At 60.4% G+C, this 14,973-nt stretch carries 13 protein-coding genes; 7 read left to right on the forward strand and 6 right to left on the reverse strand.

The features are described 5' to 3' along the window. Positions 1–74 precede the first annotated feature (74 nt). Positions 75–1,214 carry a hypothetical protein gene (locus tag ACTHXA_RS11835; protein WP_441672652.1) on the forward strand — a complete coding sequence of 380 codons (1,140 nt, stop codon included), beginning with the start codon at positions 75–77 and terminating at the stop codon, positions 1,212–1,214. Positions 1,215–1,271: 57 nt separating this feature from the next. Continuing rightward, positions 1,272–2,312: an ATP-grasp domain-containing protein gene (locus ACTHXA_RS11840; protein ID WP_441672603.1), complete on the forward strand. Its 1,041-nt coding sequence runs from the start codon at positions 1,272–1,274 to the stop codon at positions 2,310–2,312. Between the two features lie 62 nt (positions 2,313–2,374). Here ACTHXA_RS11840 and ACTHXA_RS11845 read toward each other — a convergent pair whose 3' ends face one another. Together ACTHXA_RS11845 and ACTHXA_RS11850 are read right to left on the reverse strand one after the other, a co-directional pair. After that, complete coding sequence (locus ACTHXA_RS11845; protein ID WP_441672606.1) at positions 2,375–3,535, reverse strand: acyl-CoA dehydrogenase family protein; 1,161 nt, start codon at positions 3,533–3,535, stop codon at positions 2,375–2,377. Between the two features lie 51 nt (positions 3,536–3,586). Then, positions 3,587–4,768: a CaiB/BaiF CoA transferase family protein gene (locus ACTHXA_RS11850; RefSeq protein ID WP_441672608.1), complete on the reverse strand. Its 1,182-nt coding sequence runs from the start codon at positions 4,766–4,768 to the stop codon at positions 3,587–3,589. Positions 4,769–5,274: 506 nt separating this feature from the next. Here ACTHXA_RS11850 and ACTHXA_RS11855 point away from each other — a divergent pair. Next, positions 5,275–6,864: an APC family permease gene (locus tag ACTHXA_RS11855; RefSeq protein WP_441672610.1), complete on the forward strand. Its 1,590-nt coding sequence runs from the start codon at positions 5,275–5,277 to the stop codon at positions 6,862–6,864. A 137-nt stretch (positions 6,865–7,001) separates the two neighbouring features. Here the strand turns inward: ACTHXA_RS11855 and ACTHXA_RS11860 are convergent, their stop codons facing one another. From ACTHXA_RS11860 to ACTHXA_RS11875, 4 genes are all read right to left on the reverse strand, one after another. Beyond that, a complete protein-coding gene (locus tag ACTHXA_RS11860; RefSeq protein WP_441672612.1) occupies positions 7,002–7,712 on the reverse strand; it encodes a cache domain-containing protein in 711 nt (236 codons plus the stop codon). A gap of 47 nt (positions 7,713–7,759) precedes the next feature. Continuing rightward, entirely contained in the window at positions 7,760–8,509 is a 750-nt protein-coding gene (locus tag ACTHXA_RS11865) for a FadR/GntR family transcriptional regulator (protein WP_441672614.1), read from the reverse strand. A gap of 67 nt (positions 8,510–8,576) precedes the next feature. Further along, a complete protein-coding gene (locus ACTHXA_RS11870) occupies positions 8,577–9,050 on the reverse strand; it encodes a flavodoxin domain-containing protein (protein ID WP_441672616.1) in 474 nt (157 codons plus the stop codon). 82 nt (positions 9,051–9,132) lie between these two features. Next, entirely contained in the window at positions 9,133–10,422 is a 1,290-nt protein-coding gene (locus ACTHXA_RS11875) for an FAD-dependent oxidoreductase (RefSeq protein ID WP_441672618.1), read from the reverse strand. A gap of 278 nt (positions 10,423–10,700) precedes the next feature. Here ACTHXA_RS11875 and ACTHXA_RS11880 point away from each other — a divergent pair, with 278 nt between their 5' ends. From ACTHXA_RS11880 to ACTHXA_RS11895, 4 genes are all read left to right on the forward strand, one after another. Then, positions 10,701–11,909, forward strand: coding sequence for a cytochrome P450 (locus ACTHXA_RS11880; RefSeq protein ID WP_441672620.1), 1,209 nt, complete (start codon positions 10,701–10,703; stop codon positions 11,907–11,909). Between the two features lie 78 nt (positions 11,910–11,987). Continuing rightward, a complete protein-coding gene (locus ACTHXA_RS11885; RefSeq protein ID WP_441672622.1) occupies positions 11,988–13,481 on the forward strand; it encodes a glutamine synthetase family protein in 1,494 nt (497 codons plus the stop codon). Positions 13,482–13,510: 29 nt separating this feature from the next. Then, positions 13,511–14,230, forward strand: a complete 720-nt coding sequence (locus ACTHXA_RS11890) for a substrate-binding periplasmic protein (RefSeq protein ID WP_441672624.1) — start codon at positions 13,511–13,513, stop codon at positions 14,228–14,230. Further along, entirely contained in the window at positions 14,227–14,961 is a 735-nt protein-coding gene (locus tag ACTHXA_RS11895) for a gamma-glutamyl-gamma-aminobutyrate hydrolase family protein (RefSeq protein WP_441672626.1), read from the forward strand. The genes ACTHXA_RS11890 and ACTHXA_RS11895 overlap by 4 nt, the downstream gene beginning before the upstream one ends. The last annotated feature ends 12 nt before the right edge of the window (positions 14,962–14,973 follow it).

Consider the following 14,973-nt stretch of genomic DNA (forward strand, 5'->3'; position numbering starts at 1 on the left):
TGAATACGATGGGTTCTCCTGAAGGCAAAACACCACTGGCACCAACGACTCCTGCCTTTGTGATCGACGAATCGATGCTTGAGACACTCGTCCGGCGCTTCGAGGATGCGTTAGCGGTCCATTGGCCGAATTCCATACTTTCGTACTCGTTCAAAACAAACTCATTGCCATGGTTGATTTCTTACATGCGTAAACGCAACGTATGGGCAGAAGTGGTGTCGGACACTGAATACGAACTCGCACTGGCATTGGAATACGGTGCCGATCGCATTATCTACAACGGTCCAATAAAGAGCCGTGAGCGACTACGATTCGCACTCAGAAACGGATCGATCACCAACCTGGATGCCAAACGGGAAGTGTCTTGGGCCGCAGAACTGGCCCGTGAATACCCAGAAACTAAATTCGTCGTTGGTCTACGAGTGAACTGGGACCTTGAAAACTACGTTCCGGAAGAGAGTACGGCCGGCATTGAAGGCAGCCGCTTCGGATTCAACGCGAATAACGGTGACTTGGATCGGGCAATTCAGGAACTCACAGCAGCTGGGGTCCGGGTTGCCGGGCTCCACATGCACCGTAATTCCCGGACCCAAAGTCTCGAGGTATTCCGCACCGCTGGCAGATTGGCGGCGGAGCTCGTGGCAAGTCGGGGATTGCAGCTCGACTGGCTTGATATCGGGGGAGGGTTCTTTGGAAGCATCGATGGCACGCCGACCTTTGATGATTACGTTCGCGTAATCCTCGAGTCTGTGGGGCAGGTCATTGACCCGAACCAAACCCGCCTCATTGTTGAGCCCGGTGGTTCGTTGATTGCCGTGCCAGTTGAGTTTCACGCGAGCGTCGTCGACGTAAAGGACTTGAGGCAGAGCCGCTTTGTAGTTACTGATGCGAGCCGAACCGATATCGACCCGCTATTCCGACGACGCGGTCGGTTCCAATTCGAGCTCGCGACGAATACCGTGCAGACACATCCGGAACAAATTATTAGTGGCTTTACCTGCATGGAGGATGACCGGTTAATCAACCTTGTCGGGTCGCCTGAACTAAAAGTCGACGACCGTATTGTTTTTCATAAAGTTGGTGCATACACAATGTCGTTCCAGTCCACATTCATTGAGTTCCTCCCTCCGGTTTATGTCCGTGGGCACGACTCGTTCACGTTGGTTCGACGCAAGTGGGAAGTGAATGACTATCTGCAGGGTAACGAGTGGTGACCAACCAAAAGCCATCCAGGACGCAATACCTAACTCGTGGCCATTAGGAGGATCACAGTGAACAACCCCCACGGCCTCAAAATCGTAATTGCCTCCGCGGGACGACGCGCTCACTACATCGAATGGTTCAAGAAGGCCCTCCGCAACCAAGACCTGCACGGAGAGATTATTGCGATGGAGTTTCGGGAGACCAGTCCTACGTTTGCAATTGCCGATCGTGCAGTCCAAACACCGGCATATAACAGTGCGGAGTATGCAGAAACATTACTGAGTTGGTTCGCTGTTGAACGTCCGACTCTTTTCCTCTGTTTGAATGACTACGAAATGCAGATGTTGTCGGGACACCTCTCGGATCGCCTACGAAGCCTGGGATGCACGGTGGCCGTGCTTGCACCTGCTGGGCAAGATGTCGTCATCGACAAACTGCAAATGTCGAAGGTACTGCGTGAACGAGGCATACCGACGCCCAACACATACTCGGGCGCCGACCTCGATGCGGTGGCAGCATCCGTGGCTGCGGAAACCAAGTTCATCGTCAAGCATCGTTTTGGAAGCGGTTCGGTCGGCCTGCAGATTGCGACAGCGCGAACACTCCCGGAAGCGGTTGCCACGACTGCCGCTACCGCGCTCACGGAAGACGGTCACTCTGCGGAGAGCAGCCCAGAGGCAGTAGTAGTTCAGGACTATCTGCCCGGTTCCGAATTTGGCGTCGACGGTGTCTTTTCGCTCGATGGGCGATCTGAACTGCTGGGCGTGGTTGCTCGGTGTACCGAACAAATCAGGGATGGCGACCCAGAAGTGGCTACTTCCGTGCATGCAAACAGATTCCACGACGATATGGCTGCGATTGGGAAACTGCTCAACCCGACCGGCCCCATTAATGTGGATTTCCGCGAAACACACACTGGTGAACCACAAGTGATCGATATCAATCCTCGATTGGGCGGTGGCTATCCCTTTAATCACCGAGCAGGCGCGAATCTCCCTGCAGCGCTGGTACGGCTAGCCGCGGGGCTTGACCACGATCCGAAGCTGCTTGAATACGAACTTGACGTGACGACAGCGAGACGCGAGGAATTTACGGTTATTAGCCGCTAACGGTCTTTGTCGGGTGCGCCCAGACGCGCCTGCTGTCGTCACGCCACATCGGTGCGAAGCGCCTACACGAACGCGTTCTCACCCGTGATGTGCTGTCCCAGGATGAGCGTGTGCACCTCATCGGTACCCTCGTAGGTCCGCACCGACTCGAGGTTATTGGCGTGCCGCATGATCGACTGATCGAGCAGGATGCCGTTGCCGCCGAGGATCGTGCGTGCCTCGCGGCAGATGTCGATCGCGATCCGACAGTTGTTGAGCTTACCCACCGAGATCATGTGCCGCTCCAGCTCGCCGGAGTCTTTGAGGCGGCCGATTCGTAGCGCGAGCAGCTGGCCCTTGTTCAGCTCGAGTGCCATGTTCACGAGCTTCTGCTGGGTGATTTGGAATGCCGACAGCGGCTTGTTGAACTGCTTGCGCTCACCCGCGTAGTTCGCCGCGATCTCGAAGGAATCACGGCCGGCGCCGAGTGCACCCCAGACGATACCGAAGCGTGCTTCATTGAGGCATTCAAACGGTGCGCGCAGCGAGGTCGCTCCCGGCAGCCGGTCGGCTTCGGTGAGGCGGATGTTGTCGAAGGTCAGTTCGCACTGAATGGATGCGCGCATCGACATTTTCGGTTCGAGCGCCTCGGCTTTGAAGCCTTCCGCGTCGGTGGGGACGATGAAACCGCGGACACCCTCGTCGGTGCGGGCCCAGACAATCGCGATGTTCGCGATCGTGCCAAGGCCAATCCAGCGCTTCGCACCGTTGAGCACCCAGCCGTCGCCGTCACGCACGGCCGTGGTCTCCATCCCCGCGGGATCGCTACCGGCGTTTGGCTCGGTCAGGCCGAAGCATCCGATGACGCGACCGGCGGCCATCTCGGGCAGCCACTTCTGCTTCTGCTCCTCGGAACCGTGCTTCGCGATCGCGCTCATCGCGAGCGAACCCTGCACCGACACGAAGGTGCGAAGCCCCGAGTCACCCGCTTCGAGCTCCTGCATGGCGATGCCGTACTCGACCGAGCTGCGTCCCGCGCAGCCATACCCCTTAATATGCATGCCGAGCAGGCCGAGTTCCGCCATTTCGGGGATGATCTCGGTGGGGAACACCGCCCGCTCGTACCAGTCGGCGATGTTGGGGCGGATGCGACGGTCGACGAACTCGCGCACGGTGTCGCGAACCTGGAGCTCTTCGGGAGAGAACTCAGCCTCGATATTCAGCAGGTCACTGAGATCCGACATGAAGGTACCTTTCGATGCGATTGTGGGTGCTGCATGGCACAGCGGAGAACTTTAGAGGGAATCAAACTCGGCACGGATTGCCGCGCCATCGGCGTCAAGCGGTGGCGGCCCCACCGTGGGCATCTCGAACGCGGGGGAGTAGCGCACCGGGTGACGGATTCCCTTCGAGGCAACTCCGTCACGGTCGAGGTCGATCACGGGATCGATGTCGAGTTCGCGCGCCAGCTCGATACCCTCACCGATGGTGTTGACCTTGCCAACGGCGAGCCCCGCGGCCACGAGTCGATCCTGCCAGGCTTCGGCGGTGTCGCGCGCGAGCGCTGCGGACAGCAATTCGCGAAGTTCGGGGCGGTGCTGCACGCGGTCAGGATTCGTCGCGAATCGGGGATCGTCAGCGAGCTGCGGCTGACCGAGCTGTGTCACGAACTCCCGAAACTGGGTGTCATTGCCGATCGCGACGGCGAGCTGGCCCTCGCGGGTGGGCAGCGACTCGTACGGCATGATCGATGGATGCACATTGCCAAGCCGCGTGGGCTCGACACCTGCGCCGATGGTTGCCTGAATCTGGTTCGCCAGCGCTGACTGCAGGCTCGAGAGCAGATTGACTTCCACGTGCGTGCCTTCGCCGGTTTGGTCGCGGTGGCGGAGGGCAGCAAGCACGCCGGTGGTGAGATCCTTGGATGCGAGGACATCGACGAGCGCGACGCCCACCTTCATTGCTTCGCTCGGATGATCGGCATCGACGCTGCGCTCGCCGGTGATGTGCATGAGCCCGCCGAGGGCCTGCGCTACGAAGTCATAGCCCGGTCGGCTGGCACCGCCCGCAGCGCCAAAGCCGGTCACGCTCGCAATAATAAGGCGCGGATATTCCTGCCGCAGGGCCTCGAGGTCGATGCCGGCACGCTTGAGGGCGCCGGGTAAGTAGTTCTCGACCACCACATCCGCCTTCGCGACGAGCGCCAGCGCGATGCGAAGGTCGTCTGGATTACGGAAATCGAGTGCGATAGACCGTTTGTTTCGGTTCGCCGTCTGGAAGTACGTGGACATCCCGTCTGCGGCGAAAGGTGGTCCCCAGGAACGGGTGTCGTCACCGGAACCGGGGCGCTCAACCTTAATGACCTCGGCGCCGAGATCGGCGAGCGTCATCGTCACGAGCGGCCCAGCCAATACCCGAGATAAATCTAGGACCCGGACATCACTGAGCGGGCCGAGCCGTGTCGCAGCGTCGGTCAAGAAAGTCTCCTCATCACGCGTGTGGACAGCGGTGCAACGTCCGCAGCAGTGCGCAGCGTCGCGCTGTCCGGTTCGAGTCTACGCTGCTGAACTCAAAGTGGTCAATCGATTTTGCACGGGCGCGACGGTGGACGCTTTCCTTGCAGCGCTGCGCGTGCTTTTCCTTCAGGGATGCGTCATTTGCTCAAGTTTCAGCACTGTTCACGCAGTCAGGTTGGCATAAACATCTAGAATTGCTAGTATTCCGAACAGGCCGAAGCGCGTGGAACTTCAGAGTAGAAGCAGTAATCGGCACATCAACCTCGACCGTGATCCGTGATGATCTCGCGGAGAGTGGCCACAATCAGGTAGTTCCGGACTCGCAAACCGCGTGCCTGGCACCTGCAAGCAGATAAAAATTAATCATCAATTAGGTTAAGAACGAAATCAGGGCTGGGCGAGACAAAGCATCGCTGCTTTCACTCGCTGAGCGTCCCTACAACCCTTTGCACAAAGGAATGAAGTGTATGGAGACCAATAAGGAAGTTGCATCGCCAACTTCGAACGATCACGAAGCGCCCGCAACCGAATTCAAGCGCGATATGGGCTTCTGGGGCAACCTTGCTCTGGGCTTCACCTATCTTTCACCCGTGGTGGGTATTTACGCCACGTTCACGGCCTCGATGGCGCTCGCGGGCCCGCCCGCATTTTGGATGCTCATCATTGCCGGTGCCGGCCAGCTCCTCGTCGCCACCGTATTCGGTGAGGTCGTCTCGCAATACCCGATCGCCGGCGGCATCTACCCGTGGAACCGACGCCTCTGGGGTAAGAAGTGGGGCTGGATCAGCGGCTGGATCTACATGATCGCGATCAACGCGACCATCGCATCCGTCGCCTACGGTGCCGGGCCGTTCCTTGGCGCACTGCTCGGAATCGAGATGAATGCCTCGGCGAACGTCCTACTCGCGTTGCTGATCATCCTGCTCGCAACCCTCGCGAACCTCGGCGGCACGAAGTTCCTCGCCAAGGTCGCCTTCGTTGGGTTCGTCCTCGAGATCATCGCTTCGGCAGCAATCGGTATTTGGTTGCTCATCAGCGTTCGCAAGCACGACCTCACGGTGCTGTTCCAAGACTTCCGGCCCGCCGAAATGCAAGACAGCACTCCGTTCATCGTCGCCTTCCTCGGCGCCGCAATCATGGGTATCTACCTTTATTACGGGTTCGAAGCGAACGGTGACGTTGCAGAAGAGGTACGTAATCCAGGCCGCGTGATCCCCAAGGCCATGCGCATGACCATCTACGTCGGTGGTGTCGCCTCAATGTTCATTGCACTCGGCCTCATCCTCGCCGTGGGAAGCTTTGAAGACATCATCAACGGCACGATCCCAGACCCGATCAACGCGATCTTCCTGGAGGCCTTTGGCCCGGTTGGCTTCAATATCGTGATGGCGATCGTGCTCGTATCCTTCCTCTCGTGCACGATCTCGCTGCAGGCCGCGGCCTCGCGACTGATGTTCTCGATGGGCCGCGACAACCAGCTGCCCGGTGCGAAGTACCTCAAGCGCTTCAGCCCGAAGCGTGCGGTGCCGCCATACGCCCTCATTACGGCGGGTGTGCTCCCGGCGATCGTGGTGGTCATCTCACTGCTCAGTGAGAACGCCCTCATCGCGATCATCTCCTTCGCATCGTTTGGTGTCTACCTCGCGTTCTCTTCGGTGGTCCTCGCCGCCATTCGAGCTCGATTCAAGGGCTGGCGCCCGAGTGGTGAATTCCAGCTCGGAAATTGGGGCTGGATCGTCTCAATCGCCGCGTTTGTGTATCAGCTATTTGCCATGGTGATCGTGGTGTGGCCGGTCGCAGACGTCCCCTGGTATGAAGCCTGGCTCGTGGGCCTCATGGGCTTGGTCGTGGTCGGGGTCGGTGTGATCTACCTCTTCACCGCGCGGCCCCACGAAAACGGCGGCGGTATCGCGGGTGATGCCGTGACCGGCGTGGTGAACACTCACCACATCACCCCGATAGCCCCAACCGAGGAGATCGTGGACATGGCGGTTCGCCTCGACGGTGGCAAGCCGCACATCTACCCTGACAATCAGCGCAAGCGCGACGAAGAGTAATGCTCCGCTGGGCTCACGTCATGTGAGCGCAATACCGCGAAGGAGGGGGTGGGGCCGATCACAGATCGGCCCCACCCCCTCCTTCATTCGTGTGCGAGCGCCCGCAGCCACTTTCGGCGACGCCGCGAGATCGCGACCTACACGCGGTACAGCAGGCTCAGCCCGAGCTTCTCGACCTGAATCGGGCTGCGCGCGTATCCTGCTGGAATCTCGGAAACGCGAATGCCCGAGGTGAACTCACCCGAGCTGCCAACGAGCACTTGGCCGTGACGACCGAGCACGGCGGCACCGTGACCGAGCGGAGCGAGCAAGCGCAGCAATTCCGCTTCGACGTCGCGCATGAGCATGTCCATCCCGGTCACACCGACCTTTCGACCGTTCACATACGCGGGCACGGTCATCGTCGCGATGTATTCATCTACGCCGAGGTGGTCAATGTACGGACCTGCGATTGTCGGGGACTCGGCATAAAAGCCGCCACGAAACCATTCGAGGTATTCGTAGTCGTAGAACCGCTCCGATGCCGGGTCGAGGATGAAATCGCGGCGCGCGTAGCCGGTTCCGTCACGCATCCACCACTCGAGTTTGGCGTGCTCAGGGTCGAGCAGTTCCATTGCGAAGATGAGCCCAGCACCATCGAGTTGAGGATGCACGCGGAGATACTCGGTGACTGTTCCCTCGAGGTCCTTGCTCACGGCCGTCGACACTTGAAACGGTGGCTCACCGACAAATGCGGATGCAAGCTGCAGCGAGAGTTGTTCCTGGAGCGTGTGCAGGTCGTTGAACAGCGAGTCAAACCAAGAAGCGATGTCTTGAGCGACGGTAACTGCGTTGTTATTCTGCGCCACAATTGGCCCTTTCTACTCGCATGCCATTATTGCGCACCCCGGAGGTGTCACTGCTGATCGATGGTGTCGAGCGTGAGCTTCACATCGATGAGCCGGTACACCGTACCCTTAATAGACGACGCAATTGCCTGTTCCGCTCGCGCGGCGTCGCGCGCTTCGATTGCGTCGACGATCTCGAGGCATTCTTTGTGGGTTTCTTCGCGAGATGCCGCGGCAGCGGCGGGGGACCATTTCAGCGCCAGGATTTCGCTCTGGAGCCGCATTTCGTTGCGCAGGAGCCGAGGCGATTGCGAGGTGATCGCAAGCTGCTGGTGGAAGCGGCTGTCGGCGCTCGAACAAGCGGCGAAGGTCTGAGCGACCAGGATACGGTCGGCCGCGTGCCGGAGCTCGATGATCGATTGTTCGTAGGAGCGTTGGCACGCAAGGCGTGCGATTCCGGTCGCGATCGCCATGTGTTCGTCGCCGTAATCGCGAATTTGCACAATCGTCAATCGCGCCAGATAGGTGCGAATTTCGTCTTCGGAGGGGAAAGGGACGCTCACGACAAAGGTGCCGCCGCCGCGGCCACGGCGTGTCTCCACAATGCCGTGTTCGCGCAGGATTGCGAGACTCTTCCGCAGGGTCGCGACGGCGACACCGAATTCGGCGGCGAGCTCAATTTCGGAGGGGAGCCGTTCCCCGACAGAGATTGAGCCGAGGGAAATCGCCGAGACGATTTGATCGGCGAGAACGTCGCCGTAGCCGAAGGGGTCGCGGTGACCCGGGGCGGCCGGCACAAACGAGAAGGGCTTGCGCATAGACAGTTCCTCCTCGACAAGCTTCGATGCGATCCTATTCGATGATCGCACCTCGCTTGCTATTGACTCAGTTGCTACCACCAGCGGTCTCGAGATTCTCGGCAGCGTCCAGCACACCGGGGAGCCATTCGAGCGCGACGTCGCTGGGCAGATCCCATGAGGATGCGTCGTGACGGCCGTATTCGCCGACCCGCGTTGCGCCCAGCTCGGTCAGGCGGCGGTCGATGTGTTCGCTGCCCTGGCTGTAGGTCTCCTCGTAGAAGGTGTCGCCGAGGCCAAACATCGCGTAGCGAAGACCGCTGAGGTCACCCGAGAAGTTCTGCAGCTTCTCCTGAAAATCAATTGCGGTGTTGGGGAGGTCCCCTTCGCCGTGCGTGGAGCAGACAATGACGTAAAACGTATCGCTCGTGAGCTGCTCGGGCTCGTATTCCTGCAGATCAAAAACATCTGACTCGTGGTTGTTTTGCAGCTCGGTATTGAGGTCCTGCGCGATGAGTTCGGAGTTACCGGATTCGGTTCCGTAGAGCACGGTGATTCGCATGGGTGGGTCTACTTTCGTCTTGGGGTCTGGCGGTCAACTGTGACGGTGATTGTGGATGCTACGACGAGGGCTGGCGCGGGCACTAACCGTGTGCGATCGCCAGCATGTCCTCGTGATGGGTGATTTTTTGGCGGATGCGGTCTGGACCGGCAGCGGCGGTTTCGGCTTCGTCGATTTTCTGCCACTGCTCGAAGGATACGGACTGCTCGCGCAGCGCCTCGGGAAGCGCGTCGAAACCACGTTTGCCGCTGCCAGCCGCCGCGATCGACAGCACACCCGACTCGACGTCGCCGATGATTTCCTTGGCGACTTCGTTGGAGTCGGCGCGGTTTGCGGGAATGGCCCCGACGGGGCCGCGCTTGAGCCAACCGACTCGGTACAGCGCCGTGTCAATCTTGCCGGTGCTCTCCGAGGGTGTGAAGTCGATCTCTTCGGCGTAGTGGGAATGGCCCGGAACATTGACGTCGAAACCGATGGCCGAGATCACCGTGTCCGCGGGAATTACGCTTGATTCGCCGGCGGGCGCTGCGGCGAGGTGCATTTCACTGACGCTGTCGGTACCGGTGATCTTGCTCGGCACCGCACCGAATACGAAGTGAACTTGGACGCGCGGCTCTTCCGTTGCATCCAACTCAGCGAGGGCCGCGAAGGCGTCCTCGCGCTTGCGGCCGAGCGTGTTGTCCTCGGTCGCGGGGCTCGAATTGGCGAAGGTGTATCGGACGCCGGGGATTTTGCCGAGTTCTTTGACCATGGCGACATCCGATTTTGCGGATGCGATGGGGGAGCGGCTGAGGACGGTGACCGATTTGGCGGGCGACTTGAGGTACTGGTTGAGCACTTCGGGAGAGACGTCGCTGCCCACATAGTCATCGGCGGTCTTCACGAGGAAACGCACCATATCGATCGCGACATTGCCACCCCCAACGACGACCACGCGCTCGCCGATCTCGGGGAGGGGGAGGTTTGGTCGTGGCACCGTGTTGAGGGCGTTGATGATGTCCCCGGAGGGCACGATGCCCTCGAGGCGCGAACCGGGAATGGTCAGTGCGCGGTCGCGCCAGCGGCCACTGGCGAGAATCACCAGGTCAAAGTGTTCGCGCAGTGCTTCGAGGCTGATGTCGGTACCGACCTCGATATTGCCCGCAAAACGAATCGCGCCGCTGGCGAAGGCGCGATCGAACTGGCGGGTGATGGCCTTGGTGTGCTGGTGGTCGGCCGCCACGCCATATCGAATCAGCCCGTAGGGGACTGCGAGGCGGTCGAAGATTGTAATCTCCGCATCCTTCCATACACGCTGCAGGGATTGCGCGACGAAACATCCGCTCGGGCCGCAGCCAATGATGGCGATGTGCTTCGGAGTGGGGTTGCTCATGTGCGATTCCTTCCGGTCGTCTCGGGGTCGCGGCATTGCGGATCCGAGAGCGATCGCTAAAGATTTGTTTTTCAATCATTCCGCAAGATGCGCGGTTCGACAAGTCAAATGCCGGAAACTCGCCGTTTTCCCGCGTGTTTCTGCGGTAGGTGCTCAGCTTTCCACACCTAAAGGACTTGCAATGAACATCCACATGTGATTTTATTCATTCACCAATGAAGGTTTAGGCGATTTTAGCCTGAGCGCTGATCAACGATGATGAGCCTGAAAGGGAAACGATGAGCGTCACCTCCTCAACCACTGACATGCCGTACTTCGATATCTCGGACCCCTCGTTTGCGATGCAGTCGGAGGCCGTTCGAGATGCACGAGAACAATCGTGGATCGCGCGAACCAACTACGGCTACGCCGTACTGCGATACAACGAGGTCGCAGACCTGCTGAAGAACCCGAAGCTCTCGCAAGGAAGCGCCAAGTGGCCCGAACACCACGGCGTCCACTCGGGAATGTTCTACGACTGGTGGAGCAAAAACCTGCTGGTGCTCGAAGGCGATGAGCACCACCGCATCCGCCGACTGCTGAACCCCGCGTTCTCGCCGTCAATGGCACGGAAGCTCGAGCCGGAGTTCAAGGCGCTCGCGGAAGAGCTGCTCGCAAACATCATTGACCGCGGCGAATGCGAATTTGTTGCGGACTTCGCCGAGCCCTTTGCGACCCGAGCGCTGTGCATCATGATGGGCCTCGACCACAAGCACTGGCAATTCATCGCCGATCGCGCGAACACCGTCGGCTACGCGCTGAGCGTGAGCATCAAGGAAGACATCGACCAGATCGATGTTGCGGTGCAGGAACTCTATGACTTCGTGGAAGAACTCATTCAAGAGCGCCAGGCAAACCCCGGCAAGGATGTGGTTTCTCGCCTCGTCCAGTTCTCCGAGGGCGGCGACAAGCTCAGCGGCGAAGAGCTCCGCAACGCGCTCGTGCTCATGCTGTTCGGCGGCATGGACACGACCCGCAACCAGCTCGGTCTCGCGATCCAGACCTTCGTCCGCAACCCGGAAGAGTGGGAGAAGCTCGCCGCCAATCCGGAGCTCGCAACGCCAGCGCTCGAGGAAGTCCTGCGCGTAAACCCGACCACTCGCTGGGTCACTCGCGAAGCGATTGAAGACTTCGAGTACAACGGCATCCACTTCGAAGCGGGCACCACGGTGCACCTCTTCACCCACGCCTCGGGTAATGACCCGGAGGCGTACCCGGAGCCGGATGTTGACATCACCGCCGAGGGCCGCAAGCCGCACTTCACTTTCGGTGGCGGCGTCCACCACTGCCTCGGGCACTACATCGCCCGCGCGGACATGAGCGAAGCTCTCCCGGTACTGGCCGCGGGGATCACCAATATGCAGTGCCCCGGTGGCGACGAATGGCTCCCCGACTCGGGGAATACCGGTCCCATCCGCTACCCCATCACCTTCGACAAGCGCGCCTAGTTCGGAACTCGGCCACCCCTAGACCTTCATGAGTGCCCACCAACGAGGCTGGGCGCCACGACACCAGAAAGCGCAATTATGACTACGATCAACGACCCCCAGATCCATCTGCCCGAGACCCGCGACCCCTATGTCGAGAAGATTGAAACCCAGTCGATCTCGCTCGGTGGCAACCTCGCAGACATCTACCAGGAGCGCACCGACGCCGAACTCCACGACAACAATGCGCTCTCGCGTCACCGCGAACGCAATATGGACAACGACACCGTCGAAGAACTCAAAGAGAAGATCGAACGCTCGGGCGTCGAGTACCTCTACTACATGGTTCCGACCCTGCGCTCGCGCACGGTCGCGAAGATGGTGCCCGCCAAGCACGTGGTCCGCAACCTCGAAAACGGCGTGAAGTTCACCCGTAACGCACTCATGGACTTCCAAACCGATGTCTTCGGCAACCCGATTGGTGCCGACATCCACTCGAAGGAATTCCTGGCCATGCCGGATCCGGAGAGCTTCAACGCACTGCCTTGGGACACCTCGGTTGGCCGAATCTTCTCCACTGCCTATGAGCCCGACCACCTCACCGAGGTCGGTGGCCGGCCGAACGCACACGACTCGCGCGCAAATATGAAGCGCACCCACCAGCTCATGAAGGATGTCTTTGGCCTCACTATGAAGTCGGGCCTCGAACCCGAAATGGTGTGGGTCGGCGATTCCATCACCCCCAAGACCATCCCCGGCTACAACCCGGCCTACCAGGTCGAGTACCTCGAGGGGATGCGCCCCATTTACAAGCGCATCCACGAGTACGCTAACCAGCTCGGCTTCGACATGATCGAGGGTGACTACGAAGACAAGGGCCAGATCGAGTTGAACTGGATGTTCGACGAAATCGAGTGGACCGCCGACCGCATGGTCACCTACCGCCAGATCTGCTCGCAGGTTGCGCGCGAATTCGAAGTCGAAGCATCGTTCATGCCCAAGCCCTTCCTCGGCGAAATGGGTGCCGGTTGCCACCACAACATCTCGCTGTGGGACGTCGACAACAACAACACGCTCGAGATTCCGGGCGTCTCCGAACTCCACCTCTCGCAGCTGGGGCGCTGGGCAGTGGGCGGTATCCTCAAGCACGCTCCCGGCATGATGCTCGTAATGGCTTCCACCGTGAACTCCTACAAGCGCTTCTGGGACCCGGGCCAGTTCGCTCCCGCCCGCGCCGACTGGGGCCTCGACGACCGCGCCTCGATGGTTCGCATCTCGGCAAATGGCCGTGCCGAGGTTCGCGTACCCGACGCATCCGTCAACCCCTACCTCTCGCACTCACTGCTCATCGCTGCGATTGCCGACGGTATCGGCAACAAGATCGAGCCCGTTGGCCCGGGTGAGGCCGGCCCCGACCTGCCGCGCACGCTGGGTGAAGCGGTGGAAGCCTTCCGCGAAAGCGACTTCGTCCAGCGCAGTCTTCCCGATCTGCTCGCGGAGACCTACCTCGAAATGAAGTCGAATGAGTGGGCCGAATACTGCGGCATCGTCTCGCAGTGGGAGTTCGACCAGTACTGGCAGGCGATCCCCTAATGACGGCAGCAACTTCAACGGAAAACGGCATGACTAAGATCCGTTTCGCGTGCATCGATTCCGAGGCACCACCGCTCTTCGACCTCTCGCAGGACGGCGGCAAGACGCGCACCGGTTTTGAACCGGAAGTTGCGCAGCTGGTTGCCGATGAGCTCGGTCTCGAACTCGAGTGGGTCGTGCTGCCCTGGGATGACATGATCCCGGCCGTGCAGCGCGGCGACGCCGAAGGCGTGTGGTGCGGCCAGGGCATCATTCCCTCGCGACAGGAGCAGGTGAACTTCACCCGCCCCTACACCGTGTTCAACGAATCCGTGTTGGTTCGCGCCGGTGACCCGGCCCGGAGCGCCGAAGCGCTCAGCGGCTACAAGGTTGCGGCGATTGCGGGGAGCGCCAATATGCGCCTTGCGGAAACCTTCCCCGGCGCCGAACTCGTGCCCTTTGGCGCCTCCGATGACGTCTTCGGCGACATGATTCAGGCCGTTCGCGACGGCACCGTCGACGCGATGGTTGACGACGACGTGGTCACGATTCCGCTCGGTGATGAACCCGAGTTCGATATCGCCTTCACCGCCGAGACCCGCAACCCCTGGGGAGTGGGAGTTTCGAAGGATCGCCAAGATCTGCTTGCGCTGATTGATGGCGCTATTGAGCGTGTCATTGCCGATGGCCGTCTCGAGACCGTGTGGCAGAAATGGATGCCCGGCTTGCCCTATCCGGAGCAGCCGCTTCGCGATGGGAGACCTTCGTGAACGACAAGCCGCTGATCGGCGTGCCGGCCATGTCCTCCGCAAAGATTACCGGACTGCGTTATTCGGGCAGTGTCGTGGCCAATGCGGTGCTCGAGGCCATTGCCCGGGCGGGCGGCGAACCGGTGATTATCTCGCCGGTGGTCGGCAGCGATATCTGGGGCCAGCTTGACGGCATTGTGTTGCCCGGCGGCTCGGACATCAACCCGGCTCGCTATGGCGAAGAAGCGGATGAATCCTACGCCGGCACCGATTTTGCGGGGCAGGATGACGCCGATAGCCGTGCGATTGCGGCGGCGGAGGAACTCGGATTGCCAACCCTGCTGATTTGTCGCGGTATGCAACTGTGGAACGTCGAGCGAGGCGGGACGATGATCCAGCACTGGCCCTCCGAACCGCAGCAGCACGTGGACACGATTCACGAGGTCGACGTCGAAGCGGATTCTCGTCTCGCTCAGGCACTCGCGCCCGTGCAAGATGGCGCGGGCGGCGGCGCGGTTTCCGTGTCAAGCTACCACCACCAAGCGGTCGGTCGCCTCGGTCGCGGCCTGCGGGTGGTCGCGCGAGGTCCCGACGATTGTGTCGAGGCGCTTGAGGATCCGGAACACAACATCGTCGCCGTGCAATGGCATCCTGAAGACCGTGCAGCTACGCTGCCAGTCGACCAGGCGCTCTTTGACTGGGTCGTGCGCGAAGCATCCCAGTTCAAAACCCAGCAGCTGGCACGAATCTAAACCGTCGCCAAC

The organism is Gulosibacter sp. (assembly GCF_052090685.1).
Lineage (GTDB): Bacteria > Actinomycetota > Actinomycetes > Actinomycetales > Microbacteriaceae > Gulosibacter.